Source organism: Kineococcus sp. NPDC059986 (genome assembly GCF_040702905.1).
In the GTDB taxonomy this organism is placed as follows: Bacteria; Actinomycetota; Actinomycetes; order Actinomycetales; family Kineococcaceae; genus Kineococcus.
This window is the reverse complement of the sequence record NZ_JBFBND010000001.1, coordinates 90449-117411: the sequence shown is the minus strand read 5'-3', so window position 1 is coordinate 117411 and position 26963 is coordinate 90449. Positions and strand designations below refer to the sequence as shown.

Annotated in this window: 26 protein-coding genes; 17 read left to right on the top strand and 9 right to left on the bottom strand. The window is 74.1% G+C overall.

The genetic code is table 11. The features are described 5' to 3' along the window. Positions 1 to 22: 22 nt before the first annotated feature. Positions 23 to 1192 carry an RtcB family protein gene (locus AB0637_RS00535; protein ID WP_366169175.1) on the top strand — a complete coding sequence of 390 codons (1170 nt, stop codon included), beginning with the start codon at positions 23 to 25 and terminating at the stop codon, positions 1190 to 1192. Positions 1193 to 1265: 73 nt separating this feature from the next. On the opposite strand, the gene AB0637_RS00530 is transcribed toward AB0637_RS00535, so the two are convergent. Next, a complete protein-coding gene (locus tag AB0637_RS00530) occupies positions 1266 to 1604 on the bottom strand; it encodes an Lsr2 family protein (RefSeq protein WP_366169174.1) in 339 nt (112 codons plus the stop codon). Positions 1605 to 1695: 91 nt separating this feature from the next. Here AB0637_RS00530 and AB0637_RS00525 point away from each other — a divergent pair, with 91 nt between their 5' ends. Together AB0637_RS00525 and whiG are read left to right on the top strand one after the other, a co-directional pair. After that, the gene (locus AB0637_RS00525) at positions 1696 to 2661 is read left to right on the top strand and encodes a tyrosine recombinase XerC (RefSeq protein WP_366169173.1); all 966 of its coding nucleotides are present in this window, start codon (positions 1696 to 1698) and stop codon (positions 2659 to 2661) included. A 21-nt stretch (positions 2662 to 2682) separates the two neighbouring features. Further along, positions 2683 to 3729, top strand: coding sequence for an RNA polymerase sigma factor WhiG (gene whiG / locus AB0637_RS00520; protein WP_366169172.1), 1047 nt, complete (start codon positions 2683 to 2685; stop codon positions 3727 to 3729). 32 nt (positions 3730 to 3761) lie between these two features. Here whiG and AB0637_RS00515 read toward each other — a convergent pair whose 3' ends face one another. From AB0637_RS00515 to AB0637_RS00505, 3 genes are all read right to left on the bottom strand, one after another. Beyond that, positions 3762 to 4295 carry a M23 family metallopeptidase gene (locus tag AB0637_RS00515; protein ID WP_366169474.1) on the bottom strand — a complete coding sequence of 178 codons (534 nt, stop codon included), beginning with the start codon at positions 4293 to 4295 and terminating at the stop codon, positions 3762 to 3764. A 279-nt stretch (positions 4296 to 4574) separates the two neighbouring features. Further along, positions 4575 to 4940 carry a TraR/DksA C4-type zinc finger protein gene (locus AB0637_RS00510; protein WP_366169171.1) on the bottom strand — a complete coding sequence of 122 codons (366 nt, stop codon included), beginning with the start codon at positions 4938 to 4940 and terminating at the stop codon, positions 4575 to 4577. Further along, on the bottom strand, positions 4937 to 6091 hold the full coding sequence (locus AB0637_RS00505; RefSeq protein WP_366169473.1) for a pyridoxal phosphate-dependent aminotransferase: 1155 nt from the start codon (positions 6089 to 6091) through the stop codon (positions 4937 to 4939). Before AB0637_RS00505 ends, AB0637_RS00510 begins: the two co-directional genes overlap by 4 nt. A 318-nt stretch (positions 6092 to 6409) precedes the next feature. Between AB0637_RS00505 and rpsB the strand changes: the two genes are divergently transcribed. From rpsB to AB0637_RS00470, 7 genes are all read left to right on the top strand, one after another. After that, positions 6410 to 7360 (top strand): 30S ribosomal protein S2, encoded by a 951-nt coding sequence (gene rpsB / locus AB0637_RS00500; protein ID WP_366169170.1) that lies wholly within the window; start codon positions 6410 to 6412, stop codon positions 7358 to 7360. 113 nt (positions 7361 to 7473) lie between these two features. Next, entirely contained in the window at positions 7474 to 8301 is an 828-nt protein-coding gene (tsf, locus tag AB0637_RS00495) for a translation elongation factor Ts (RefSeq protein ID WP_366169169.1), read from the top strand. A gap of 186 nt (positions 8302 to 8487) precedes the next feature. Further along, entirely contained in the window at positions 8488 to 9234 is a 747-nt protein-coding gene (gene pyrH, locus AB0637_RS00490; protein WP_366169472.1) for a UMP kinase, read from the top strand. 76 nt (positions 9235 to 9310) lie between these two features. Continuing rightward, positions 9311 to 9868, top strand: a complete 558-nt coding sequence (frr, locus tag AB0637_RS00485) for a ribosome recycling factor (protein ID WP_366169168.1) — start codon at positions 9311 to 9313, stop codon at positions 9866 to 9868. Positions 9869 to 9877: 9 nt separating this feature from the next. Further along, positions 9878 to 10744, top strand: a complete 867-nt coding sequence (locus AB0637_RS00480; protein WP_366169167.1) for a phosphatidate cytidylyltransferase — start codon at positions 9878 to 9880, stop codon at positions 10742 to 10744. A 126-nt stretch (positions 10745 to 10870) separates the two neighbouring features. Next, entirely contained in the window at positions 10871 to 11974 is a 1104-nt protein-coding gene (gene rlmN, locus AB0637_RS00475; protein ID WP_366169471.1) for a 23S rRNA (adenine(2503)-C(2))-methyltransferase RlmN, read from the top strand. A gap of 7 nt (positions 11975 to 11981) precedes the next feature. After that, positions 11982 to 12557, top strand: a complete 576-nt coding sequence (locus tag AB0637_RS00470) for a DivIVA domain-containing protein (protein ID WP_366169166.1) — start codon at positions 11982 to 11984, stop codon at positions 12555 to 12557. A gap of 66 nt (positions 12558 to 12623) precedes the next feature. Here AB0637_RS00470 and AB0637_RS00465 read toward each other — a convergent pair whose 3' ends face one another. Together AB0637_RS00465 and AB0637_RS00460 are read right to left on the bottom strand one after the other, a co-directional pair. Beyond that, positions 12624 to 13025, bottom strand: a complete 402-nt coding sequence (locus AB0637_RS00465) for a PPOX class F420-dependent oxidoreductase (RefSeq protein ID WP_366169165.1) — start codon at positions 13023 to 13025, stop codon at positions 12624 to 12626. Positions 13026 to 13037: 12 nt separating this feature from the next. Next, positions 13038 to 14438, bottom strand: coding sequence for a helix-turn-helix domain-containing protein (locus AB0637_RS00460; protein WP_366169164.1), 1401 nt, complete (start codon positions 14436 to 14438; stop codon positions 13038 to 13040). Between the two features lie 105 nt (positions 14439 to 14543). Here AB0637_RS00460 and gabT point away from each other — a divergent pair, with 105 nt between their 5' ends. Then, positions 14544 to 15926 carry a 4-aminobutyrate--2-oxoglutarate transaminase gene (gabT, locus tag AB0637_RS00455; protein ID WP_366169163.1) on the top strand — a complete coding sequence of 461 codons (1383 nt, stop codon included), beginning with the start codon at positions 14544 to 14546 and terminating at the stop codon, positions 15924 to 15926. A gap of 43 nt (positions 15927 to 15969) precedes the next feature. Next, positions 15970 to 17469: an NAD-dependent succinate-semialdehyde dehydrogenase gene (locus tag AB0637_RS00450; RefSeq protein WP_366169162.1), complete on the top strand. Its 1500-nt coding sequence runs from the start codon at positions 15970 to 15972 to the stop codon at positions 17467 to 17469. A gap of 84 nt (positions 17470 to 17553) precedes the next feature. On the opposite strand, the gene AB0637_RS00445 is transcribed toward AB0637_RS00450, so the two are convergent. Next, positions 17554 to 18651 (bottom strand): hypothetical protein, encoded by a 1098-nt coding sequence (locus AB0637_RS00445; RefSeq protein ID WP_366169161.1) that lies wholly within the window; start codon positions 18649 to 18651, stop codon positions 17554 to 17556. A gap of 190 nt (positions 18652 to 18841) precedes the next feature. On the opposite strand from AB0637_RS00445, the gene dxr reads away from it, so the two are divergent. The 5 genes from dxr (at position 18842) to AB0637_RS00420 (ending at position 25346) form a co-directional block, all read left to right on the top strand. Next, a complete protein-coding gene (gene dxr, locus AB0637_RS00440) occupies positions 18842 to 20026 on the top strand; it encodes a 1-deoxy-D-xylulose-5-phosphate reductoisomerase (RefSeq protein ID WP_366169470.1) in 1185 nt (394 codons plus the stop codon). Next, positions 20023 to 21345: a site-2 protease family protein gene (locus AB0637_RS00435; RefSeq protein WP_366169160.1), complete on the top strand. Its 1323-nt coding sequence runs from the start codon at positions 20023 to 20025 to the stop codon at positions 21343 to 21345. Before dxr ends, AB0637_RS00435 begins: the two co-directional genes overlap by 4 nt. A 64-nt stretch (positions 21346 to 21409) precedes the next feature. Next, positions 21410 to 22570 carry a flavodoxin-dependent (E)-4-hydroxy-3-methylbut-2-enyl-diphosphate synthase gene (gene ispG / locus AB0637_RS00430; RefSeq protein WP_366169159.1) on the top strand — a complete coding sequence of 387 codons (1161 nt, stop codon included), beginning with the start codon at positions 21410 to 21412 and terminating at the stop codon, positions 22568 to 22570. A gap of 67 nt (positions 22571 to 22637) precedes the next feature. Next, a complete protein-coding gene (locus AB0637_RS00425) occupies positions 22638 to 23516 on the top strand; it encodes a GNAT family N-acetyltransferase (RefSeq protein ID WP_366169469.1) in 879 nt (292 codons plus the stop codon). A gap of 69 nt (positions 23517 to 23585) precedes the next feature. Further along, positions 23586 to 25346 carry a proline--tRNA ligase gene (locus AB0637_RS00420; RefSeq protein ID WP_366169158.1) on the top strand — a complete coding sequence of 587 codons (1761 nt, stop codon included), beginning with the start codon at positions 23586 to 23588 and terminating at the stop codon, positions 25344 to 25346. Here AB0637_RS00420 and AB0637_RS00415 read toward each other — a convergent pair. Together AB0637_RS00415 and AB0637_RS00410 are read right to left on the bottom strand one after the other, a co-directional pair. Beyond that, positions 25315 to 26154 carry a tryptophan-rich sensory protein gene (locus tag AB0637_RS00415; protein ID WP_366169157.1) on the bottom strand — a complete coding sequence of 280 codons (840 nt, stop codon included), beginning with the start codon at positions 26152 to 26154 and terminating at the stop codon, positions 25315 to 25317. The genes AB0637_RS00420 and AB0637_RS00415 overlap by 32 nt on opposite strands. Further along, the gene (locus AB0637_RS00410; protein WP_366169156.1) at positions 26151 to 26936 is read right to left on the bottom strand and encodes an FCD domain-containing protein; all 786 of its coding nucleotides are present in this window, start codon (positions 26934 to 26936) and stop codon (positions 26151 to 26153) included. Before AB0637_RS00410 ends, AB0637_RS00415 begins: the two co-directional genes overlap by 4 nt. Between the last annotated feature and the right edge of the window lie 27 nt (positions 26937 to 26963).

Sequence of the window (26963 nt, the reverse complement as noted above, 5' to 3'; positions counted from 1 at the left end):
CCTGAGCAGAGAGGAACAGACTGTGGAACGGCTGGGGAAGAAGCTGGTGAACTGGGCGTCCGTGCTGGAGGAGGGGACCCGCCGGCAGGCCCAGGTCGCCGCCACCATGCCCTTCATCCACCCGCACATCGCGCTGATGCCCGACGCCCACCTCGGCAAGGGGGCGACCGTCGGGTCGGTCATCCCCACCGACGGCGCGATCATCCCGGCGGCCGTCGGGGTGGACATCGGCTGCGGCATGATCGCCGTCCGCACGCAGTTCTCGGCCGCCGACCTCGCCGGCCGGGACCTGTCGGTCCTGCGCACCTCGATCGAGGCCGCCGTGCCGCTGTCGGCGGGGGCGGCCAACCGCGAGGTGTCGGCCACGGCGGCGCCGCGCGTCGCCGAGCTCGAGGCGCTCGCGCCGGACCGCGCGGCGTTCCGCGAGCAGCTCGTGTCCCGCTGGCGGCTGGCGCTGGGGACGCTCGGGTCCGGCAACCACTTCATCGAGGTCTCCCTCGACGAGCAGGACCGGGTCTGGCTCTTCCTGCACTCGGGCTCGCGCGGGCCGGGCAACAAGCTGGCCACCCACCACATCGCGGTGGCCCAGCGCCTGTGCGCGCAGTGGTTCGTGCCGCTGCCCGACCGCGACCTCGCCTACCTCGTCGAGGGCACGACCGAGTTCGACGAGTACCTGGCGGACCTGCAGTGGGCGCAGCACTTCGCGCTCCTGAACCGCGAGGAGATGATGGACCGGGTCGCGGCCCGGCTCGCCGACTTCCTCGGGACGGGTGTGCAGGAGGCGGAGCGGATCAACTGCCACCACAACTACACGACGCGCGAGCGGCACTTCGGGCGCGAGGTCTGGCTGTCCCGCAAGGGCGCCATCGCGGCCGACGCCGGGCGCCCCGGGCTCGTCCCGGGGTCGATGGGCACGGCGAGCTACGTCGTCGTCGGGAAGGGCGACACGATGTCGCTGCACTCCTCCCCGCACGGTGCGGGACGCGAGTACAGCCGGTCGGCGGCCCGCCGGACCTTCACGCACGAGCAGCTGCGGGAGGCCATGAAGGGCATCGAGTACCGCGACACCGACGCGTTCCTCGACGAGATCCCGGCCGCCTACAAGGACATCGACCGGGTCATGGCCGACGCGGCCGACCTGGTCGAGGTCCGGCACACCCTGCGCCAGGTGGTGAACGTCAAGGGCGACTGACGGGGGTGACCGACGGGGGTACGGACGGGCCGGTGCCGGGGCACGGCTCCGGGACCACGCCGTCGACCGGTCCTCAGTGGCCGGCGGCGGCGTACTGCTCGACGACTTCGGCGGGCACCCGCCCGCGGGAGTTCACGGGGATGCCCTGCTCGCGGGCCCACGCGCGCACGGCACCGCTGTCGAGTCCCGGGCCGGTGCCCGTCCCGCCCGTCGCGTGCGCCGTGGCCGTGCGCCGCGACGTCACGGCCCGGCCGTGCTCGACGTACAGGGCGACGGCCCGGCGCAGGGCCGCGGCGTTGTCGGCCGACAGGTCGATCTCGTACGAGACGCCGTCGAGGCCGAAGCTGACGGTCTCCTCGGCCTCCGTGCCGTCCACGTCGTCGGAGAGCACCGTGTGCGTGCGCTGAACCACGGCGAGATCTTCGCACGGCCCGGTACCGAGGTCCGGAACGGGCGCCGCGTGGCGGCTTGCGTGGGCGCCGCGCACGCGTGACGGTGCTGCGGTGGGAGCAGACGTGGAGCGCGGCCAGGGCGCCACCGGGGGTCGGGGTGAGGACCTCGAGCAGCTGCTGACGGCCTTCGCCACGCACCTGCGGGCCGAGCGCAACCGGTCCGAGCACACCGTCCGGGCCTACTGCTCCGACGTGCGCGACCTGCTCACCACGGTGCTGCCCGCGGCCGACGACGGCGGGCTCGACCTCGCGCTGCTCGGGCTGGCCGACCTGCGGGCCTGGCAGTCCGCCGCCGCCGCCGACCACCGGCGGTCGACGCTGGCCCGCCGCGCGGCCGCGGTGCGCACGTTCACGGCCTGGGCGCACCGCACGGGCAGGGCGGCCGAGGACCCCGGTCTGCGCCTGCGGGCGCCCAAGCGCTCCCGGGACCTGCCCCGCGTCCTGGCGCAGAGCCAGGTCCGGGCCGCCCTCGAACCCGCGGTCGCCGCGCGCACGGACGCCTCGTCGGACCCCGTCGCGTTGCGCGACGGCGCGTTGCTCGAGCTGCTCTACGCGACGGGCTGCCGTGTCGGGGAGGTCGTGGGTCTGGACGTCGGTGACGTCGACCTGGGGCACCGGCAGGCCCGGGTGCTGGGCAAGGGGGACCGCGAGCGGGTCGTGCCGTTCGGCGAACCCGCCCAGCGGGCCCTGGAGGCCTGGCTGGAGCGGGGACGGCCGGCTCTGGCCGTGCCCACGTCCGGTGACGCGCTGTTCTTGGGCTCGCGAGGAGGTCGCATCGACCAGCGTCGCGTGCGGACCGTCGTCAACCGGGCCGTCGCCGCGGTTCCCGGTGCGCCGCACACGTCCCCGCACGGCCTGCGGCACGCGGCCGCGACGCACATGTTGGACGGACGAGCTGACCTTCGTAGCGTACAGGAGTTGCTCGGTCACGCTACGCTGTCAACGACTCAGATCTACACACACGTCTCCGTGGAGCGCTTGCGGAGTTCTCATCGTCAGGCCCATCCCCGGGCCTGACGGTCCGGGGGGAGGACCACGGTGGAAGCAGGAGCGGCGCGGGAACGGGCCACCACCGCGCAGTCGGAGCAGGGCTCCGGACTGCGAGTGGTCGACGACGGGATGGAGCGCGGCATCGACACCACGAGCACGGACCAGGCGAGCACGGACCAGGCGAACCCGGTCCAGACGGGCACCGACCAGGCGACCGACGGCGGCGCCGCCGTCGACACCGTCGAGGAGGTGCAGCCCGCGGGACGTCCGCAGGCGAACGCGCGCTTCACGAGCCGCAAGGGCAAGGGTCCGCTCACACCGGAGCAGGAAGCCGCCGAGGCCGCCCTGCGGGCGATGTGGGAGGACTTCAAGGCGAGCGCGGACCCCTACGTCCGCGAGAAGCTGATCATGCACTACTCGCCGCTGGTCAAGTACGTCGCCGGCCGGGTCGGTGTCGGTCTGCCGCCGAACATCGAGCAGGCGGACCTCGTCTCGTACGGCATCTTCGGACTCATCGACGCGATCGAGAAGTTCGACATCGAGCGCGCCATCAAGTTCGAGACCTACGCCATCTCCCGCATCCGCGGCGCCATCATCGACGAGCTGCGCGCCATCGACTGGATCCCGCGTTCGGTGCGCAGCAAGGCGCGCGAGGTGGAGCGGACCTACGCCAGCCTCGAGGGCGAGCTGCACCGGACCCCGACCGAGACCGAGGTCGCCGACCGCATGGGCATCGCCCTGTCGGACCTGCACCACATCTTCAGCCAGGTGTCCTACGTCAACGTCGTGGCGCTCGACGAGCTGCTCAGCGTGTCGGGGGAGAAGGGCGACAAGCTCTCCCTCGTCGACACCCTCGAGGACACCAAGGCCGAGGACCCCGTCGCGGCGTTCGAGAGCGAGGAGACGAAGTTCCTGCTCTCCCGCGCGATCAACCAGCTGCCCGAGCGGGAGAAGATCGTCGTCACCCTCTACTACTACGAGGGCCTCACCCTCGCCGAGATCGGCCGCGTCCTCGGGGTCACCGAGTCGCGCATCTGCCAGATGCACACCAAGGCCGTCCTCCAGCTGCGGGGCAAGCTCTCCGACGCCAGCTGACCCCATCGCCGACGCCGACGTCACGGCCGGCGTCACGGTCGCCCCAGCGGCAGCAGCACCGGTGGGGCGCCGCGCAGCCGGCTGAGCGGGTCGAGGTAGGTCTCACCCGCTCGCAGGCCGAGGTGCAGGCACGACGAGGCGCAGTGCACCGGCTGCGTCGCGACGGTTCCCAGCGGGGCCCCGACCACCACGGGCTGACCCGGGCGCACGGACGCGTCGAGGGGTTCGTACGTCGTGCGCAGCCCGTCCGGGTGGGCGACGACGACCACCCCGCGCCCGGCGACGGGCCCCGCGAACGTGACCTCGCCGTCCGCCACCGCGACGACCGTCGTGCCCGGAGCGGCCGCGAGGTCCACCCCGCGGTGGCCGGCTGCGTACCGGCCGACGTCGTCGAACGTCCGGACGACGCGGTGCGGGTCGACCGGCCATGTCCACGCGCCCACCGCAGTCGTCGCCCCGGCGGGAGGCGTCGGCGGCGGGGACGCGGGGGAGGGTGCGACGACGACGGCCGCCGCGAGGCCCGCGACCGCGACGGACGCCAGCGCGGCGGCGACTCCTGAACCCATCACGACGGCAGCCTGTCCCGGCGTGGTGCCGATGCCGGAACGTCCGCGGTCCGGGTGTGGACGACCTGAGGTCCACCGGGGTTGTGGAGCCCCGGACGACACCGGCCGCCGTCGTCCCCAGGGCCGCGTCGACCGGGACGTGTCACGTGGGTGTCCCGCGGGGGTGTCCCGACGGGACCGGGTGTGGGACCGGGCGTGGGAACGGGACGGCCGTCGCTCTGACGACGTCGGCGCCGTCCCCACACCCGCACCCACGGGGGGCCGGGTGTGGGGCCGGGGCTACCGCCGCACCTGCCCGGCGCACTCGACGCACGTCGTCGCCCACGGCCTCGCGGCGAGGCGACCTGCGGCGATGGCGCGGCCGCACTGCTCGCACAGGCCGAACCCCGGCTCCCCGAGACGCGCCAGGGCTCCGTCCAGCGCGGTCAGCCGCTCGCGCACCTGGTCCAGCACCGCGGCGACCTGCTGCCGTTCGAAGGCCGTCGTCGATCCCTCCGGGTCGTGCTCGTCGTCGGCGGTGCCCTCCGCGGCCGCCTCGAGGGCGCTCGCGAGCTCGCGCTCGAGGGCCGCGACCCGGTCGACGGCGTCCGCCTGCTCGGCCTCCAGCACCCGCCGCAGGTCGCCGTCGTCCGCGGGACCGCTCACCCGCGCAGCGCCTGCAGGCGGTCGCAGGCCTCGTGCAGGACGGCGTCGGACTTGCAGAACGTGAAGCGCACGAGGGCGGTCGTCACCTCCGCGGCCGCGCCGCCCGGGGTGCAGAAGGCGCTGATGGGCACCCCGACGACCCCCGCGAGCTCGGGCAGCCGGCGGCACAGCTCGGTCCCGTCGCCGAAGCCCAGCGGCACCGGGTCGGCGACGACGAAGTAGGTCCCCGCGGGGATGCGGACGCCGAACCCGGCCGAGCGCAGGCCCTCGACCAGCAGGTCCCGCCGGCGCTCGAGGTCGGCGGCCTGCTCGGCGAAGAACGCCTCGGGCAGGTCCAGGGCCTTGGCGACGGCGGGCTGGAACGGCGCGCCGTTGACGTAGGTGAGGAACTGCTTCACGGCGCGCACGGCCGCCACGAGGGGCGCCGGGCCGCTCACCCAGCCGACCTTCCAGCCCGTCACGGAGAACGTCTTGCCCGCCGAGGAGACCGTCAGCGTCCGCTCGGCCATCCCCGGCAGCGTGGCGATCGGCACGTGCCGGTGCTCGTCGAAGACGAGGTGCTCGTAGACCTCGTCGGTGACGACGACGGCGTCGTGCTCCACGGCCAGGCGGGCGACGAGGGCGAGCTCCTCGTCGGTCAGGACCGTCCCCGTCGGGTTGTGCGGGGTGTTGAGCAGGACGAGCCGGGTCCGTTCGGAGAAGGCGGCCGCGAGGGCCGCGCGGTCGAGGGCGAAGCCGTCGGCCGTGGGCAGCAGCGGGACGGAGCGCTGCACGGCGCCGGCGAGGGCGATGAGCGCGGGGTAGGCGTCGTAGGCCGGTTCCAGGACCACGACCTCGTCCCCCGCCTCGCACAGGCCGAGCAGCGCGGCCGCCGTCGCCTCGCTGGCGCCGGCCGTCACGAGCACCTCGGTGTCGGGGTCCGGCCGCAGCCCGTAGAAGCGCTCCTGGTGCCGGCTCACGGCCTGGCGCAGCTCCGGCACGCCGAGGCCGGGCGGGTACTGGTTGGCGCCCGAGCGCAGCGCCGCCACGGCGTCGTCGAGGAGGGAGGGCGGGCCGTCGCTGTCGGGGAAGCCCTGCCCGAGGTTGACCGCCCCCGTCCGCTGGGCCAGCGCCGACATCTCGGCGAAGACCGTCGGCCCGAAGCGGCGCATGCGGGCGACGCCGACGGGCGCCCCCGGGCTCCGGGAGGCGGTGCCGGAAGGGGTGGACGCGCCGCGGTCGAGACCAGTGCTCACGCGTCGTAGACTACGAGGGCACCCGATGCGTCCTGCCCGCTCTCCCGCGGCCGGTGACGTCCAGGTGACATCGCGTTCCCGCTCTCCGCAGCACGCGGAGGGGAGCACCCTCTCGGTCCACCGGGGTCCACCCGGTGGTCGGGTGCGCACGGGGACCAGGCGCGGCAGGCCGACCGGCCCGCTGCGGGACAACCGATCGGCCCCAGCAGGGGGCCGGCACGAGGAGGACCACCCATGGCCGTCGTGACGATGCGCCAGCTGCTCGAGTCCGGTGTGCACTTCGGACACCAGACGCGTCGCTGGAACCCGAAGATGAAGCGCTTCCTGTTCACGGAGCGCAACGGCATCTACATCATCGACCTGCAGCAGTCGCTGTCCTTCATCGACCGCGCGTACGACTTCGTCAAGGAGACCGTCGCCCACGGCGGCACCATCCTGTTCATCGGGACGAAGAAGCAGGCGCAGGAGTCCATCGCCGAGCAGGCCGCTCGCGTGGGCATGCCCTTCGTCAACCAGCGCTGGCTCGGCGGCATGCTGACGAACTTCCAGACCGTCTCCAAGCGCATCTCCCGCATGCGTGAGCTCGAGGAGGTCGACTTCGACGACGTCGCCGCCTCCGGCCTCACCAAGAAGGAGCTGCTCGTCCTCCGTCGCGAGTACGACAAGCTGACGAAGACGCTGGGCGGCATCCGCGACATGACCAAGGTGCCCTCCGCGGTGTGGATCGTCGACACCAACAAGGAGCACCTCGCGGTCGACGAGGCCAAGAAGCTCAACATCCCGGTCGTCGCGATCCTCGACTCCAACTGCGACCCTGACGACGTCGACTACCGGATCCCCGGCAACGACGACGCCATCCGTTCCGTCACGCTGCTGACGCGGGTCATCGCCGACGCTGTCGCCGCGGGCCTGCAGGTGCGTCACGGCGGCAAGTCCGACGCCGACGCCGAGCCGCTGGCCGACTGGGAGCAGGACCTGCTGGCCGGCAACGAGGGCGAGCAGGCCGGCGGCTCCGAGTCGACCGCGACCGCGGAGGGCTCCACCGCCCCCGAGGCCGCCGAGGCGACCGCCGCCGAGGGTCAGCCGGCCGAGGCCGCTGCCGAGGCTTCGACCGAGGCCGAGACCTCCACCGAGGCCGAGACCGCCGTCGAGGCCGAGCCGGCCGAGGCCACCGCGCAGGCCTGACCTCCGTCAGGTACGACACAGGACGCCTGTGGTGACGCCCCGGGCCCATGGCCCGGGGCGTCCGCGCGTCCGCCCCCAGACCAGAAGTTCACGGAACGACGAGAGGACAGACCGTGGCTGCGTACACCGCCGCTGACGTCAAGGCCCTGCGCGAGAAGACCGGCGCCGGCATGCTCGACTGCAAGAACGCGCTCGTGGAGACCGACGGCGACGTCGAGAAGGCCATCGAGCTGCTGCGCATCAAGGGGCAGAAGGGCGTCGCCAAGCGCGCCGACCGCGACGCGTCGAACGGCCTCGTGGCCGTCCACGTCGACGGTGGCCTCGGCGTCATGGTCCAGGTCAACTGCGAGACCGACTTCGTCGCCAAGTCCGAGGGCTTCGTGACCCTGGCCAACCAGGTCCTCGCGCAGGCCGTCGCCGTGGGCGCGACCGACTCCGCCACGCTGCTCGCCTCCGAGATGGACGGCAAGACGGTCCAGGTCGTCCTCGACGAGGCGAACGCGACGATGGGCGAGAAGATCCTCGTCCCCAACGTCGCGCGCATCGAGGGCACGCACGTCTCCGCGTACCTGCACCGCACCGCGACCGACCTGCCGCCGACCATCGGTGTCCTCGTCGCCCTCGACAAGGCCGACGACGCCCTCGGCAAGGACATCGCGATGCACACCGCCGCGATGAGCCCGACCTACCTCAGCCGCGACGAGGTCCCGGCCGAGAAGGTCGAGTCCGAGCGCCGCATCGCCGAGGAGACCGCGCGCGAGGAGAAGAAGCCCGAGGCCGCGCTGCCCAAGATCATCGAGGGCCGCGTCAACAGCTTCTTCAAGGACAACGTCCTGCTCGAGCAGCCGTTCGCCAAGGACCAGAAGGTCACGATCACCAAGCTGCTGGCCGCGGCCGGCGCTCAGGTGACCGCGTTCGCGCGCTTCCGCGCGGGCGTCTGAACGACCCGCTGAACGGGGTGGGGGGACCACGGTCCTCCCACCCCGTTCGCACGTCCGGACCAGTCACGACTCACCGAGCGTGACCTCCGGCACCCGACTGGGGCAGACTGCGTCCGACCTCAGCCGTCCAGACCTGCCCAGATCCCGCACGACCACCCGAGGAGCCACCGCGTGAGCGAGCCGAGCCTGACCGTCGACCTCGAGGCCGGGACGGTGCAGCCGCGCCCCGCGTACCAGCGGGTGCTGCTCAAGCTCTCCGGTGAGTTCTTCGGCAACGGCCAGGTCGGCGTCGACCCGGACGTCATCGCGCAGGTGGCCCGCGAGATCGCCGGTCCCGTCAAGCAGGGCGTGCAGGTCGCCATCGTCGTCGGCGGCGGCAACTTCTTCCGCGGTGCCGAGCTGTCCCAGCGGGGCATGGAGCGCAGCCGCGCCGACTACATGGGCATGCTGGGCACGGTCATGAACGCGCTGGCGCTGCAGGACTTCCTCGAGCAGCAGGACGTCGCCACGCGCGTCCAGACCGCCATCACGATGGGCCAGGTCGCCGAGCCGTACATCCCCCGGCGCGCCATCCGGCACATGGAGAAGGGCCGCGTCGTCATCTTCGGCGCCGGCGCCGGCATGCCGTACTTCTCGACCGACACCGTCGCCGCGCAGCGGGCGCTGGAGGTCCGCGCCGACGCCGTCCTCATGGCCAAGAACGGTGTCGACGGCGTCTACACGGGCGACCCGCGCAAGGACCCCTCCGCCACCAAGATCGAGACGATCAGCTACGCCGAGGCGCTGCAGAAGAACCTGCGCGTCGTCGACACGACCGCCTTCAGCCTGTGCATGGACAACCGGCTGCCGATGATCGTGTTCGGCATGGAGGGCCAGGGCGTGGCCCGCGCCCTGCGGGGTGAGAGGATCGGCACGCAGGTGATCGCGGACTGAGGCTCTCGGGCCCGTCCGCACGCTGCGGGACTGCGGGGGCGCGGCACGCGCCGGGACGAAGGACGAAGGGACCACCGTGATCGACGACACCCTCCTCGAGGCCGAGGAGAAGATGGAAAAGGCGGTCGAGGTCGCCAAGGAGGACTTCGGCGCCATCCGCACGGGGCGGGCCAACGCCGCGATGTTCCACAAGGTCATGGTCGACTACTACGGGGCGCCGACGCCGCTGCAGCAGCTGGCGAGCTTCCAGATCCCCGAGGCGCGCTCCGTCCTCATCACGCCGTTCGACCGCGGGGCCATGAGCGAGATCGAGAAGGCGCTGCGCAACTCCGACCTCGGGGTGAACCCGGGCAACGACGGCAACGTCATCCGCATCGTGCTGCCGCAGCTCACCGAGGAACGGCGCAAGGACTACATCAAGCTGGCCCGCTCCAAGGCCGAGGACGCGCGTGTCTCGCTGCGCAACGTCCGTCGCCGCGCCAAGGAGGAGCTGGACCGCATCGTCAAGGACGGCGAGGCCGGCGAGGACGAGGTCGGGCGCGCGGAGAAGGAGCTGGAGTCGGTGACGAAGAAGCACGTCGACGCCGTCGACGACCTGCTGAAGAACAAGGAAGCCGAACTCCTCGCGGTCTGAGCCCTGCCGGTGACCAGTGACACGACGTCCCCCACCCGCCCGCCGCGGCGGGCGGGCCGCAACCTCCCCGCCGCCATCGGCATGGGCGTGGCGATGGGGGGTGTGCTGGTCGCCAGCCTCTTCGTGCGCCGCGAGGCCTTCGTGGTCCTCGCCTGCGCCGCCATCCTGTACGCGACGGTGGAGATGGTCCGGGCCTTCCGGTCCCGGCACCTGCGCATCGCCGTCCTGCCGCCCGTGGTGGGCACCCTGGCGATGGTGCCGGGCGCCTACCTCGGTGGTGGGGAGACGCTCTTCGCGGCCTACGCGCTCACCGTGGCGGCGGTCGTCGTCTACCGCCTCGTCGACGACGGGGGCGACCACGGCTCACCCGTGCGGGTCCCGCCCGTCCGCGACGTCGCCGGCGGGGTCTTCGTCGTCACGTACGGCCCGTTGCTGGCCGGCTTCGCGATGCTCATGCTCGCGGCGAGCGACGGCCCGTGGCGCGTCCTCGTCTTCGTCCTGCTCGTCGTCGCCAGCGACGTGGGCGGCTACGCGGCGGGCGTCCTCTTCGGCCGGCACCCCATGGCGCCCTCGGTCAGCCCCAAGAAGTCGTGGGAGGGCTCGGCCGGGTCGCTCCTCGTCGGCATGGTCGCCGGCGCGGTCGCCCTGCCGCTCGCCCTGGGCGCCTCGTGGTGGCAGGGCGTCCTGCTGGGTGCCGTGACGGTGGTCGTCGCCATCGGCGGGGACCTGTCGGAGTCCATGCTCAAGCGCGACCTGGGCATCAAGGACATGGGGACGCTGCTGCCCGGGCACGGGGGCGTGATGGACCGGCTCGACTCGATCCTGCCCGCGGCGCCCGTCGTGCACCTGCTCCTCCTGTGGTTCCTCGGGCCCTGACGGCAGCGCCGTACCATGGAGCCGATGTCCACTCCCACCCCCACGTCCTCGGACGCCGCGACGAACCCCGCCCAGCCGACCCGTGAGCCGCTCCCGCTCGCTCCCGCCGGCCCGGGCAAGCTCGTCATGTCCGCCCCGCGCCGGGGCAAGCCGCCGCGCCACTTCGTCGACCTCGAACCGGCCGAGCGCGGCCCGGCGATGGTCGAGCTGGGGGAGAAGGCCTTCCGCGGCAAGCAGCTCGCCACGCAGTGGTTCGAGCGCCTCGAGGACGACCCGGAGAAGATGACGGACCTGCCGGCGGCCAGCCGGTCCCGCATCGCCGACGCGCTGCTGCCGACGCTCCTGACGCCGCTGCGCACCCTCACGGCCGACCAGGGCACGACCGTCAAGACGCTGTACCGCCTGCACGACGGCGCCCTCGTGGAGTCGGTGCTCATGCGCTACAAGAACCGCGACACCCTCTGCATCTCCAGCCAGGCCGGCTGCGGGATGAACTGCCCGTTCTGCGCCACCGGTCAGGCCGGGTTGACGCGCAACCTGTCGACAGCCGAGATCGTCGAGCAGGTCACGGCCGCCTCGCGCGCCCTGGCCCGCGGCGAGGTCCCCGGTGGCGAGGGGCGCGTCGGCAACGTCGTCTTCATGGGCATGGGGGAGGCGCTGGCCAACTACAAGTCCGCCGTCGCCGCCGTGCGCCGGCTGACCCAGCCCGCCCCCGACGGCCTCGGCATCTCCGCGCGCGGGATCACGATGTCGACGGTCGGACTCGTCCCGGCGATCGACAAGTTCGCGGCCGAGGGCATCGCGGCGACGCTGGCGCTGAGCCTGCACGCCCCCGACGACGAACTGCGCAACGACCTCGTGCCGATCAACCAGCGCTGGAACGTGGCGGAGGCGCTGGACGCGGCCCGCCGCTACTTCGAGGCGACCGGCCGCCGCGTGAGCATCGAGTACGCGCTCATCCGCGACATCAACGACCAGGCCTGGCGCGCGGACCGCCTCGGCAAGCTGCTCAACGCCCGCGGCCGCGGCTGGGTGCACGTCAACCCGATCCCGTTGAACCCGACGCCCGGCTCGAAGTGGACGGCGAGCGACCCGGCGGTGGAGAAGGCGTTCGTCGCGGCGCTGGAGGCGCGGGGCATCCCGACGACCGTCCGCGACACCCGCGGCAGCGACATCGACGGCGCCTGCGGGCAGCTCGCGGCCATCGGCCCCGAGCAGCCGACGGCGTGAGCCCCGCGTGAGCACGCAGTCCCTGCCCCTGACCGACCTCGTCCGGGAGCGGCCGGCCCGCGCGACCGGGTTGCGCCGCGGCTACAAGGTCGCCGACGTCGACCTCTTCCTGGACCACCTGGAGACGTCGTTGCCCACGGGCCGGGTGGCCTCGGCGCAGGTGCGCGCCGTCGGCTTCGGCTCCCAGTTCGGCGGGTACGACGTCGCCGACACCGACGCGCTGCTGGCCGAGGTCGAGGACGCCCTCGCCCAGCGCGAGCGGTCGCGCGCGCTGGCCCAGGACGACCAGCGGGCCTGGGCCGACCGGCGCGCGGCCCTGGGGCAGGCCGTCGCGGGCCGCCTCAAGGAGCGGCGCGGTGAGCGGTTCCCCCGCGCGCGCGGGCTGCGCCGCGGTTATCACCCGCGCGACGTCGACGACCTGTGCGAGCTGCTCGTGCAGCACTTCCGGGGCTCGACCACCCTCACCGCCGACGAGGTCCGCGACGCGCTCTTCCGGCCGCGGCGCGGGACGCGCGGCTACCGGGAGGCGCCCGTCGACGCCTTCCTCGACCGGGTCGTCGAGCTGATGGTCAGCTACCGCTGACGCAGGTCCCTGCAACGCCCGTCAGTCCCGGGCCCGTCAGTCCCAGGCCCGTCGGTCCCGTGCCCGTCAGTCCCACGGCGGGACGGACCCCAGCACCCGGTCCACGGTGAAGACCACGACGACGCGGGCCGGGTTCTCCCGGGGCACGCGGTAGCGGCTGGCGTAGCGCTCCTCGGCGTCCCGCACCGACGCGGGGTCCTCCAGCACGCGCCCGGTGCCCTCGAGGGACAGCCAACGGCGGCCGTCGACCTGCGAGACGACGCACCGCGACCCGCGGGCCGCGTGGACGGCCTTGCGCGAGGTGCCGGACGTGATGACCCGCACCTCGCGGGTGCCCGCGTCGAAGGTGAAGCCGACGGGGACGACGTGCGGCGAACCGTCCGCCCGCAGCGTCGTGAGGGTCGCCAGGTGGCGTTCGCTGAGGAACTCCAGGGCGGAGTCGGGCAGGTCGGCGGGGTCCAGGGCCACCCGCGAAGTCTGTCAGGGGGGTCTGCCGGGTGGGGCGGTCAGGGGTTCCCCCGACGCCCGGGTCGTGGCCAGCGCCAGCCACAGTTCCGCCCGGTCCGTCGGGTCCTCCAGCGACACCCCGAGCCGCTGCTCGGCGCGGGAGAGCCGCTGCCGCAGCGTGTTGCGGTGCACGCCGAGGGCGTCGGCCGCCGGCTGCCGCGCCCCGTGGTGGGCGAGGAAGACCTCCAGGGTGGCCCGCAGGGCGTCGTCCAGCCCGGCCAGGCGGGCCGCGGCCCACGCGTCGAGCCCGGCCGGGTCGAGGCGGTCCGCGAGCGTCGAGCCGTCGGCGTGGACGACCGGCCGCTGCGCGCTCGTGCGGGCCCAGGCCGTGTCCGCCGCCCGCCGGGAGGCCTGGGCCAGCGGGACGGGACGGGCGACCCCGGCCCGGCCGCCGTAACCGCGCAGCGCGGCGGCCACCGCGTCGGGGGAGCCGAGCGCGTGCCGCTCCCCGCTCGGCAGGTCGGGGGGCACCGGACCGCTCCAGCGCACGACGACGACCGGGTCGGGCAGCCGCAGCCCGACCGCCGTCGCCAGCCGCCCGGCGACGTCGCCACGACCATCCAGGAGGAGGTCGACGACCTCGGCCGTCACCGCGCGGGCCAGGGCGGCGGCGCCCAGCCCCGGGCCCGCCGTCAGGAGCTCCAGGAGGGCGGCGGCCGTGCCGACGGTGCCCTGGGCGGCGCGCGGGACGTCGGCACCGCCCGCGACGAGCAGCCACCGCGTGCTCCCGCTGGCCCGCAGGGTGAGCGTCCCCGCCGCCGTCACCTCCGTCCAGGCCGCCCGGGCGCCCTGGTCCCGCACCCGCCGCAGCCCCTCGAGGGCGGCCTGCGGCGGCGCCTGCGAGGAGGTGGCCGCCAGCACGGACCCCGCCGCGTCGAGCCACCACGCCGACCCGTGCACGGCCCGCGCCGTGCGGCGCAGCACCGCGAGCGCGCCGTCCGGACCCGCGGCCGCGGCGGCGAGGTCGCGGCCGGCGCGCGCGGCCGCGGCCTCGGCCTCGTTCTCGCTGCGTCGCAGCAGGTCGGCCAGGCGGCGGGAGACCGCGATGAACGGTGTCGGCACGGGCACCTCGACGACGGCGAGACCGGCCGCCGAGGCCGCGGCGACGAGGGTGCGCGGCACGGTCCGGTGCGAGAGCCCCACCCCGAACCCGACACCCGCCGCACCGACCTCGACGAGCCGTCCCACCCAGCGGGCCCACCCGTCGCGGGGTGTGCGCAGCCCCGTCGTCAGCAGCAGCTCCCCGCCCTCGAGGAAGGGGGTCGGGTCGTCGAGCTCGCTGGTGGCCACCCAGCGCACGGGGACGTCCGGGTCGCCCCCGACGAGCCGCAGGTCGAGGGAGGCGGTCGAGAGCAGGTCCGCGAGCAGCACCACGGCGCCATGGTGCCCCCCGAGCTGTCCGGTCTGCACCCCCCGACGCCGGCGCAGATGTGCAGGCCCGACACTGACGTCGGGCCCGCGGAGGCCTACCGTCGAGCCATGACGACGCTCACGCCTGGGCTCAGCCCGCAGGAGACGGCCGCCGCGACCACCCCGCAGGGAGGTCCCGCGCTGCCGCAGGAGATCCGCCTCGTCACCGAGGTGCCCGGCCCCCGCTCGCGCGAGCTGGCCGCCCGCCGGACCGCGGCCGTCTCGGCCGCCGTGGGCTCCTCGATGCCGTTCTTCGCCCAGGCCGCCGGCGGTGGCGTCGTCGTCGACGTCGACGGCAACTCCTTCGCCGACCTCGGGTCCGGCATCGCCGTCACCACGGTCGGCAACGCCGCGCCGGCCGTCGTCGCGGCCGTCACCGAGCAGGTCGCCCGGTTCACCCACACCTGCTTCATGATCACCCCCTACGACTCGTACGTGGAGCTCGCCGAGCGCCTCGCCGAGCTGACCCCCGGCGACTTCGCCAAGAAGAGCGCGTTCTTCACCTCCGGCGCCGAGGCCGTCGAGAACGCCGTCAAGATCGCCCGCGCCCACACCGGTCGCCAGGCCGTCGTCGTCTTCGACCACGCCTACCACGGCCGCACGAACCTCACGATGGCCATGACGGCCAAGAACATGCCGTACAAGAACGGGTTCGGTCCCTTCGCGCCCGAGGTGTACCGCGCGCCGCTGAGCTACCCGTTCCGCGACGGCCTCGACGGGCCGACCGCCGCCGCACGCGCCATCTCCCTCATCGAGAAGCAGGTCGGCGCCGCCAACCTCGCGGCCATCGTCGTCGAACCCGTCCAGGGCGAGGGCGGCTTCATCGTCCCCGCGCCCGGGTTCCTGCCCGCCATCGCGGCCTGGGCCAAGGAGAACGGCGTCGTCTTCGTCGCCGACGAGGTGCAGACCGGTGTGGCGCGCACCGGGGCGTGGTTCGCCAGCGCGCTGGAGGGGATCGAACCCGACCTCGTCACCATCGCCAAGGGCGTCGCCGGCGGGCTGCCGCTGTCCGCCGTCACCGGCCGCGCCGAGATCGTCGACGCCCCCGTCACCGGCGGCCTCGGCGGCACGTACGGCGGGAACCCGCTGGCCACCGCCGCGGCGCTCGCCGTCCTGCGCACCGTCGAGGACGAGGACCTGCTCGCCCGCGCCCGGCAGGTCGAGGACGTCCTGTTCCGCCGGCTGCGCGCCCTCGCCGCCCGCGACCCGCGCGTCGGGGACGTCCGCGGCCGTGGCGCCATGGTCGCCGTCGAGCTCGTCCGCCCCGGCACGACCGAACCGGACGCGGCCCTGGCCAAGAAGGTCGCCACGGAGGCCGCCCAGCGCGGCGTCATCGTCCTGACCTGCGGCACCGACGGGAACGTCCTGCGGTTCCTGCCGCCGCTGAGCATCGGCGACGACCTGCTGGAGCAGGCCTTCGACGTCCTCGACGGCGTCTTCGCCGCCAGCTGACCCGCGCCGACCCGCGCCCGACCACCCCGAGAGGACGGCCCGCATGACCAGCACCACGGAACCCACGACGGCACCCACCACGACGAGCGCCCGCGAGCGGGAACTGCTCGCCCGCGTCCCCACCGGCCTGTTCATCGGCGGCACCTGGCGGGAGGCGAGCGGCGGCGGCCGCATCGCCGTCGAGGACCCGGCCACGGGCCGCACCCTCGTCGAGATCGCCGACGGCACGGTCGAGGACGGGGCGGCCGCGCTCGACGCGGCCGTCGCCGCGCAGGCCGCGTGGGCGCGCACGCCGACCCGGCAGCGCGGGGAGGTCCTGCGCCGGGCGTTCGACCTCATCGCCGCGCGGGCCGAGGACTTCGCCCTTTTGATGACCCTGGAGATGGGCAAACCCCTGGCCGAGGCCCGGGGCGAGGTCGCCTACGGGAACGAGTTCTTCCGCTGGTTCTCCGAGGAGGCTCCCCGCATCGCCGGTCGCTACGCGCAGAACCCCGCCGGCGGGTCCCGCCTGCTGACCCTGAAGCAGCCCGTCGGCCCCGTCCTGGCGATCCTGCCGTGGAACTTCCCCCTCGCGATGGGCACGCGCAAGATCGCGCCGGCGCTCGCGGCGGGCTGCACCATCGTCGTGAAACCCGCGACGCAGACGCCGCTCACGACCCTCCTGCTGGCGCAGGTCCTCGCCGAGGCCGGGGTGCCCGACGGCGTCGTCAACGTCGTGACCACCTCCACCACGGGCAAGGTCACGGCCCCGCTCATCGCCGACCCGCGGCTGCGCAAGCTGACGTTCACGGGCTCGACCCCCGTCGGCAAGAAGCTCGTCGAGCAGTCCGCGGAGCAGCTGCTGCGCATCTCGATGGAACTCGGCGGCAACGCGCCGTTCCTCGTCTTCGACGACGCCGACCTGGACAAGGCCGTCGACGGCGCGATGGCCGCCAAGATGCGCAACCAGGGCGAGGCGTGCACCGCCGCGAACCGGTTCTACGTCCAGCGCGGCGTCGCCGAGGAGTTCTCCCGCCGGTTCGCCGAGCGCATGGGCTCGCTCGTCGTGGGCCGCGGCACCGAGGACGGCGCCCAGGTCGGTCCCCTCATCGACGCCCGCGCCCGCGACGACGTCGCCCAGCGCGTCACCGAGGCCGTCGACGGCGGCGCCCGGGTGCTCACCGGCGGCGGTCCCGTCGGCGACGCGGGGTACTTCTACGCCCCGACCGTCGTCGTCGACGTCCCGGCCGACGCACGGCTGCTCACCGAGGAGACGTTCGGGCCCGTCGCGCCCGTCGTGGTCTTCGACACCGAGGAGGAGGGGATCGCCCTCGCCAACGACACCGAGTACGGGCTCATCGCCTACGCCTTCACCCAGGGCCTGGAGCGGGGGATGCGGGTGGCCGAGGCGCTGGAGACGGGCATGGTCGGCCTCAACGCCGGCGTCGTGTCCAACGCCGCCGCCCCGTTCGGCGGCGTCAAGGCCAGCGGTTTCGGCCGCGAGGGCGGCCTGGAGGGCATCGAGGAGTACCTCGAGACGAAGTACGTGAACTTCCCGCTCTGACGCGGCGACACGACGAGGGCCCCGCCGGAGTTCCGGCGGGGCCCTCGTCGTGTCGATGTGCGGGAGAATGTGCGGGAGAGGCGGTCAGGCGTTCGCGGCCCGCGTGTAGACGTCGCGGACGACGCTGCCGAACCTCGGCCCGTAGAGCACCGAGGCGTTGTCGTCGTAGCTGAAGCTCACGACGGACGTCAGCGTCCCGCTGCCCGTGGCGGGGTCGACGTCGCGCAGCCACGGACCGCCGCTGGAACCCCCGCCGAGGTCGCACAGGGTGGCGACGTCGCTGGTCCCGCCGGCGCCGTTGTCGGTGAACTCCGTGCCCGTGCAGAACTGCAGCGTGAACCCGTCGGCGGTGCGGCTGCGGCCCGGGTAGCCGAGGACCGTGACGCGCGAGAGCGGGCTGTCGAACGCGATGGGGTAGGCGCCCACGGTGTCCTTGAGCGACTTGCCCGCCCGGGGGGAGACGAGGGCGAAACCGACGTCGTAGTTCAGCGCCGCCGCCGACTGCTGGTCGCCCGTGCGCCACTGCGTCGTCGTGAACGTCTGGCCCACGGCGAACTGGCCCTGCGGTTGGCTCGTCCCGGCCAGGCCGGGGACGAAGACGAGGTTCTTGGAGTCCAGCCCGCCCTCGGTCACGCAGTGGCCGGCCGTGGCGATGACGTTGCCCTTGGGGCTGTCGACGCTGCTCGCGGTGCACTCGAACTGGCCGGCGCCCTGCGTGAAGTAGAGACGGCCGACGGTCGGCAGGGCCGGGCCGGTCCAGTTCCGGGCGGTGCTGACGGCGTCGCCCGTCACCACGCCCGCGGTGGCGCGCGGCCCCCGGGGCAGCACGGGGGCGTCACCGGTCGTGGCCGAGGTCGAGCGGGGCTGCGCCGCCGGGGCGGACGGTGCCGCGGGGGCCGGGGTGCCCAGCGTCGCGGCCGTGCCGGGAGCGCCGGCGCCGCGGCCGGTGACGACGCGGTCGACCGGGACGGCCTGCGCGAGCCGCTCGGGCGTCCAGTAGGCGAGGGCGGCCTGCTGGCCGGCCGCGTCGACCCTGGAGAGCAGGGACACCCCCGCGCCCGCCCCGGTCGACCCCGAGGGGGCGGCGGTGGCCGTCGTCGCGGCGAAGGTCGCCGCGCCACCGAGGGTGACGACGACGGCCGAGGACGCGGCGATGAGCCTCCGCGTGAGGTGCGTGCGCATGGCGGGTGTCCCTCCCGAGTGGTCGTGCTGCCGGGGTCATCCTTGCCGATCCCGTGCAGATCCGCTGCAGCGTGCCCGTCACGGCGCGTGGCGGGTCGCGTCGTCAGGCCATGATGGGCGCGTGAGTTCCGTCCGCCCGCCCCGTCACGCCGCGACCCCCACCGAGAGCCCGGGTGGCACCGTCCGCGAGGTGGTCCTGCTGGGCAGCACCGGCTCGATCGGCACCCAGGCGCTCGACGTCGTGCGGGCGGCCGAGGGGGCGGCCGACGCGGGGGGCCCCGGCTTCCGGATCGTCGCGCTCGCCGCGGGTGGCGCCGACGTCGCGACCCTCGCGCGCCAGGCCCTCGACCACGGGGTCGCGCTCGTCGGGGTGGCCCGCGAGGACGCCCGCGGACCCCTGGAGGACGCGCTGCGCGCCCAGGCCGCCGGGCGGCCGCTGCCCCGGGTCGTCGCCGGGCCGGACGCCGCCACCGAGGTCGCCGCCCACCCCTGCGACGTCGTGCTCAACGGCATGACGGGATCGGTGGGCCTGCGCCCGACGCTCGCCGCGCTCGCGGCGGGCCGGACGCTGGCGCTGGCCAACAAGGAGTCCCTCGTCGCCGGCGGCCCCCTCGTGACGCGGGCGGCGGCGCCGGGGCAGGTCGTGCCCGTCGACTCCGAGCACTCCGCCCTCGCGCAGTGCCTGCGCGGCGGGACCGAGCAGGAGGTCGCCCGCCTCGTCCTCACCGCCAGCGGTGGCCCGTTCCGCGGCCGCACGCGCGCCGAGCTCGCGGACGTCACGCCCGAGCAGGCCCTGGCGCACCCCACCTGGTCGATGGGGCCGGTCGTCACGACGAACTCCGCCACCCTCGTCAACAAGGGGCTGGAGGTCATCGAGGCCTCCCTGCTCTTCGGCATCGGCTACGACCGCATCGACGTCGTCGTCCACCCGCAGTCGGTCGTGCACTCGATGGTGGAGTTCACCGACGGCTCGACCCTGGCGCAGTGCTCCCCGCCGGACATGCGGCTGCCCATCGCCCTCGGGTTGTCCTGGCCGGACCGGGTGCCGGGCGCGGCCGCCGGCGTCGACTGGACGCAGGCCGCGAGCTGGACCTTCGAACCCGTCGACGCGCAGGCCTTCCCGGCCCTCGACCTCGCCCGCGAGGCCGGCCGTCGCGGCGCCACCGTCCCCGCCGTGTTCAACGCGGCCAACGAGGAGTGCGTCGCCGCCTTCCACGCCGGCCGGCTGCCGTTCCTCGGGATCGTCGACACCCTCGCCCGGGTCGTGGGCGAGCACGAACCGTCGGGGGAGCCCCGCGACGTCGAGGACGTCCTGGCCGCCGAGGACTGGGCCCGCGCCCGGGCCCGCGAGCTGACCGGGCTGGCCGGACGGTGAACGAGGTCCTGCTCTGGGTCGTCGGCATCCTCGCCGCGGCCGTCGGCGTCGCGGTCTCCATCGCGCTGCACGAGGTCGGTCACCTGCTGCCCGCCAAGCGGTTCGGCATCAAGGTCACCCAGTACATGGTCGGTTTCGGCCCGACGGTGTTCTCCCGCCGCCGCGGGGAGACCGAGTACGGGGTCAAGGCGATCCCGCTCGGCGGCTACATCCGCATGATCGGGATGTTCCCGCCCGGTCCGGACGGGAAGGTCCGGGCCTCGACGACGGGTCGCTGGGCGCTCATGGCTGAGGAGGCCCGGCAGGCCAGCTTCGTCGAGGTGCAGCCGGGGGAGGAGCACCGCACCTTCACCGCCAAACCCGTCTGGCAGCGCATCGTCGTGATGTTCGGCGGCCCCTTCGTCAACCTCCTGCTCGCGCTCGTGCTGACGGCGATCGCCGCCAGCGCCATCGGCCAGCCCGGCTACGTCCCGCGCCTGTCGGCGGTCTCGCAGTGCGTGCTGCCCGCGGGCAGCACGGCCACGACGTGCTCGGCCGGGGATCCCGCCGCCCCCGGGGCCGCCGCGGGCCTGCGCCCGGGCGACGAGGTCGTGGAGTTCGACGGGACCCCCGTGCAGAGCTGGGACCAGCTGTCGGCCGCCATCCGCCACCACGGCGGCCGCGCCGTCGAGCTCGTCGTCCTGCGCGACGGTCAGCGGGTACCGCTCACGGTCACCCCCGTCAGCACCCAGCGCGAGGTGCTCAGCGCCACCGGCCGCCCGACGGGCCGCACCGAGGAGGTCGGCTTCCTCGGGGTCTCCCCGTCCATCGCCGTCGTGCGGATCGGCCTCGACGAGGTGCCGGGCGTCGTCGGGCAGCAGATCGAGGGCGTCGCCGCCATCGTCGTGCGGCTGCCGCAGCGGTTGTACGACGTGGCCCAGGCGGCGTTCGGGTCCGCCCCGCGCGACCCGAACGGTCCCATCGGCGTCGTCGGCATCGGCCGGCTCGCCGGGGAGATCAACGCGCTGCCCGCCGTCATCCCCGGCGACGAGGTCGCCGAGCGGACGTCGCGCCTCGTCTCGCTGCTCGCCGGGCTCAACGTCGCGCTCTTCGTCTTCAACCTCATCCCGTTGCTGCCCTTCGACGGCGGCCACATCGCCGGGGGCCTGTGGGAGCTCCTCAAGAAGGGGATCTACCGGCTGCGGCGGCGTCCGGACCCCGGACCGGTCGACGTCGCGAAGGCGATGCCGGTGGCCTACGGCGTCTCGATCCTGCTCGTGGGGATGAGCGTCCTGCTGCTGTACGCGGACATCGTGCGACCGGTGACGCTGAACCAGTGAGGGTCCCGAGGGGGAGGGGAGGCTGGATTCGTCCTCGCCGCGGTACGGGTTGATACTGAGGCCCGTGAGCGTCAGCCTCGGTCTCCCCGCCCTCCCCCCGCCCGTCCTGTCCCCGCGTCGCAAGACCCGGCAGATCCAGGTCGGCAAGGTCGGGGTCGGCAGCGACTCGCCCGTGTCGGTGCAGTCGATGACCACCACGCCGACGACGAACATCAACGCCACGCTGCAGCAGATCGCCGAGCTGACCGCGTCCGGCTGCGACATCGTCCGCGTGGCGTGCCCGACGAACGACGACGCCGAGGCGCTGCCGATCATCGCGAAGAAGTCGCAGATCCCGGTCATCGCCGACATCCACTTCCAGCCGAAGTACGTCTTCGCGGCCATCGAGGCCGGCTGCGGTGCGGTGCGCGTGAACCCCGGCAACATCCGCAAGTTCGACGACCAGGTCAAGGACATCGCCCAGGCGGCCAAGGACGCGGGCGTCTCGATCCGCATCGGCGTCAACGCGGGCTCCCTCGACCCGCGCCTGCTGGAGAAGTACGGGAAGGCGACGCCGGAGGCCCTCGTCGAGTCGGCCGTCTGGGAGGCCTCGCTCTTCGAGGAGCACGACTTCCACGACTTCAAGATCTCGGTCAAGCACAACGACCCCGTCATCATGGTCCGCGCCTACGAGCTCCTCGCCGAGCGCGGCGACTGGCCGTTGCACCTCGGCGTCACCGAGGCCGGACCGGCGTTCCAGGGGACGATCAAGTCCGCGACCGCGTTCGGCGCGCTGCTGAGCAAGGGCATCGGCGACACCATCCGCGTGTCGCTGTCCGCGCCACCGGTCGAGGAGGTCAAGGTCGGCATCCAGATCCTGCAGTCGCTCAACCTGCGTCCGCGCAAGCTGGAGATCGTGTCCTGCCCGTCCTGCGGGCGCGCGCAGGTCGACGTCTACTCCCTCGCCGACGCCGTCACCGAGGGCCTGGAGGGTCTGACCGTCCCGCTGCGCGTCGCGGTCATGGGCTGCGTCGTCAACGGTCCGGGGGAGGCCCGCGAGGCCGACCTCGGTGTCGCCAGCGGCAACGGCAAGGGCCAGATCTTCGTCAAGGGCGAGGTCATCAAGACCGTCCCCGAGCACGCGATCGTCGAGACGCTCATCGAGGAGGCCAACCGCCTGGCCGCCGAGATGGGCGAGCCAGAGGACGACAGCACCGCGGGCGCGCCGACCGTGACGGTCGGCTGACGGGACGCTCCGGGGTGTCCGCCTCGACCGGGACGGTCGGAGCGGGCAGGATGCGGGAGTGTCCCTGATGAACTCGGCCGCTCCCGGCTCCGCCGCGTCGGGGACCCTGCGCGTGCTCGGCGGCGCCGACGCCCCGGCCCTGTTGCGGCTGTGCGACCGCGATCCCGTCGCGAACCTCTTCGTCTCGGCCCGCCTGCTGGGGCTGCTCGCCCGTCCCGGCACCGACCTCGGCGGTCAGGTGTGGGGCTGGTTCGAGGACGGTGTGCTCGTCTCGGCGTGCTGGGCGGGCGCCAACCTCGTCCCCGTCGAGGCGACGCCCGCGGCCCTCGACGCGTTCGCCGCCACGGCCCGTGCCGAAGGCCGTCGCTGCTCCTCCCTCGTCGGTCCCGCCGAGCAGGTGCTCGCGCTGTGGCGCCGGCTGGAGCCGACCTGGCGGGGCGCGCGCGAGGTGCGCGCCCACCAGCCGCTCATGGTGTGCGACACCGAACCGTCCGTGCGTCCCGACCCCGCCGTGCGGCGCGCGACGCTGCGTGAGCTCGACCTCGTCGTCCCCGCCTGCGTCGCGATGTTCACCGAGGAGATCGGCTATGCGCCCGCCCCGCCGGACGGCGGTGGCGCCTACCGCGCCCGCATCGCCGAGCTCGTCTCCACCGGCCGGTCCTTCGTGCGGATCGACGCCGGCCGCTCCGGTCCCGAGGTCGTCTTCAAGGCCGAGCTCGGCGCCGTCTCGCCGAAGGTCGTGCAGGTGCAGGGCGTGTGGGTCCCGCCGCACCGTCGCGGGGAGGGCCTGTCCGAACCCGGGATGGCCGCCGTCGTCGAGGCCGCCCGCGCCGACGGCGTGCAGCAGGTGTCGTTGTACGTCAACGACTACAACGCCCGCGCCCTCGCCGCCTACCGCCGCGTCGGGTTCCGCGAGGTCGGGTCGTTCGCGACCGTCCTGTTCTGACCCCAACCCCCCGGCCGGTGCGGGCGAGCGCGGTGAGGACGGTCCGGGGGCGCCGGTAGCCTGTCGGGCGTGCTGATGCGGATGTCGACGCTGTTCCTGCGGACCCTGCGGGAGGACCCGGTCGAGGCCGAGGTCGCCAGCCACAAGCTCCTCGTGCGGGCCGGGTACGTCCGCCGCGCCGCGCCGGGGATCTACACGTGGCTGCCGCTGGGACTGAGGGTCCTGCGCAAGGTCGAGGACGTCGTCCGCGAGGAGATGGACGCGGCGGGCGCGCAGGAGGTCCACTTCCCGGCGCTGCTGCCCCGCGAACCGTACGAGGCGACGAACCGCTGGAGCGACTACGGCGACGGCATCTTCAAGCTGCGCGACCGCAAGGGCGCCGACTACCTCCTCGCGCCCACGCACGAGGAGATGTTCACGCTGCTGGTCAAGGACCTGTACTCCTCGTACAAGGACCTGCCGCTGTCGCTCTACCAGATCCAGACGAAGTACCGCGACGAGGCGCGTCCGCGCGCGGGCATCCTGCGTGGGCGCGAGTTCACGATGAAGGACTCGTACAGCTTCGACGTCGACGACGCCGGGTTGGAGAAGTCCTACGACCTGCACCGCGAGGCGTACATCAAGATCTTCGCCCGCCTCGGCCTGGACTTCGTCATCGTCTCGGCGGTGTCGGGCGCCATGGGCGGCTCGCGCAGCGAGGAGTTCCTGCACCCCACCGCGATCGGGGAGGACACGTTCGTCCGCTCACCCGGTGGGTACGCCGCGAACGTCGAGGCCGTCACGACGCTGGCGCCCCCGGCGGTCCCGTTCGACGGCCTGCCCGCCGCGCACGTCGAGGACACCCCCGACACCCCGACCATCGACACGCTCGTCGCCGTCAGCAACGAGAAGCACCCGCGCGCCGACCGTCCCTGGACGGCCGCGGACACCCTGAAGAACGTCATCGTCGTCCTCAAGCACCCGGACGGGACCCGCGAACCGCTGGCCGTCGGCGTGCCCGGGGACCGCGAGGTCGACCTCAAGCGCCTCGAGGCGGCCGTCTCGCCGGCCGAGGTGGAACCCTTCGAGGCGGCGGAGTTCGCCAAGCACCCCTCGCTCGTCAAGGGCTACATCGGCCCCGGGGTCCTGGGTGCGGAGAACGCCTCCGGCATCCGCTACCTCGTCGACCCCCGCGTCGTCGACGGGTCGGCGTGGGTGACGGGCGCCGACGCCCTGGGCCGGCACGTCTACGACCTCGTCGCCGGTCGTGACTTCACGCCCGACGGTGTCGTGGAGGCCGCCGAGGTCAAGGCCGGGGACGAGGCACCCGACGGTTCGGGTCCCCTGGAGATCGCCCGCGGGATCGAGATCGCGCACATCTTCGCCCTCGGCCGCCGCTTCGCGCAGGCGCTCGACCTCAAGGTCCTCGACGAGAACGGCAAGCAGATCGTCGTGACGATGGGCTCGTACGGCATCGGCGTCACGCGGGCCATGGCCTGCGTCGCCGAAGGCAACCACGACGAGAAGGGCCTCGTGTGGCCGCGCGCGCTCGCGCCGGCCGACGTGCACGTCGTCGCCACCGGCAAGGACGCGGCCGTGTTCGAGGAGGCCGAGCGGATCGCCGGTGAGCTCGTGGCGCAGGGGATCGACGTCCTCTACGACGACCGCCCGAAGGTCTCGCCCGGGGTGAAGTTCAAGGACGCCGAACTCGTGGGCGTCCCGACGATCCTCGTCGTCGGCAAGGGCCTCGTCGAGGGCACCGTCGAGCTCAAGGACCGCCGCAGCGGCGACTCCGAGCAGGTGCCGGTCGCGGACGCGGTCAGCCGCGTCGCAGCCGTCGTCCGCGGCTGAGCAGGCGCGCCGCCACGGTGGTCCCGGCGACCACCGCGGCGGCGATCCCCGCGCTCACGGCCACCGTGGTCGAGGTGTTCTGCTCCACCCCGCCGCGGGCGGCCGCGACCCACCCCAGCCCCCAGGCCAGCCCGGCGCCGTAGGCGAGGCGGCCGCGGCTGCGCACGGCCGTGAACACCCCGACACCGCTCGCCACGGCGAGGACACCGACGGCCCAGCCCGTCTCCCCGCTCGTCAGCCCACTGCTGCGCAGGGCCGCGGCGACGTTCGCGACCGTCGCGATGGAGACCCAGCCGAGGTACAGCCCGATGCTGCCGTCGACGAGGACGGCCTCGACGCGGGTGCGGGGACGGTCGGCGAGCAGCGTCCCGAACGTCTTCACGAGCACGAGCAGCAGCACGGTGATGACGACGACGGACAGCCACACCGACCCCAGCTGCACGCTGCCGATCCAGACGGCGTTGAGGACGAGCGATGCCGCCGTCCACCAGCCCGTCGCGCGCTGGCGCCGGTCCTCGCGCTGCGCCGGGAGTGCCTGCCAGACGGCCAGTCCCGCGAGCCCGGTGTAGATCACGGACCAGATCGCGAACGCGGGCCCGCCCGGGGCGACGAGCGTGGAGTCCGCGCTGAGCGCACCCCCGGCCGCCGAGGCGATGGGCGTCCCGCCGAACGCGCCCGAGCCGACGGTGGCGCCGACGATCCCGAGGACGGCGCTGGCCGCGACCACGCCCTGCCGGAGGGTGTCGGACGTGCCGTGGCCGGTCAGGGCGCCGCTGCGGCGGGGGGTCGGGGACGCGTCGCTGCTCACGCGAGCATGGTCGCGCTCCCGGTCCCGTCCTGCACGTCGTCGGGACCCTCGACCGGGGACGGGCCCACGGCGGCCCGGATCCGGTCCTCGGTGATGCCGAAGTGCTCGTGCGCCACGGCACCCGCGCGTTCCGCGTCCCGGGCCAGGACGGCCTCGACGAGCGCGGCGTGCTCGGGGAGCGCGCGCTCGTAGTCGGCGCGCGTGAACGGTTCCCAGACGAGGCCGAGGTTCACGCGGGCGAGCAGCTCGCGGCTGAGCCGGGCGAGCTGCGAGTTGTGCGCGGCGGCGCACACGGCGTCGTGCAGGGCCGCGTCGGTGCGCCGGGAGGTGTCGGGGTCGCCCGCGGCGTCGACGTAGGCGGCCAGGGCCGCGCGCAGCCGCTCGGCGTCGTGGGCGGTGTGCCGCTGCGCGGCCGTGCGGGCGATGGTCGCCTCGACGAGGCGGCGCAGGTCGAAGGACTCCTCGAGCTCGGACCAGCTCGGCCGCAGCGTCCGTGCGACGGCCCCGGCGGTCCGCTCGTCGCTGCCCTCCAGCACCCAGGTGCCGCCCGCGCGGCCCCGGCTCGTGGCGACGAAGCCGGCGCGGGTCAGCTCGTCGAGGGCGGCGCGCAGGGTGGGACGGCTGACGCCGAGCAGTTCCGCGAGCTCGCGCTGGGCGGGCAGCCGTTCCCCGGGGGCGAAGTCGCGGACCGCGATGGCGGTGATGAGGCGGTCGACGACGGCCTCGACGCTCGTGCGCGGCCGGGCCGGGGCGAGGACGGGTCCTCCTCGGTCGCTCGGCATGGGCCGATCATCGCAGGCTCGCCTCGC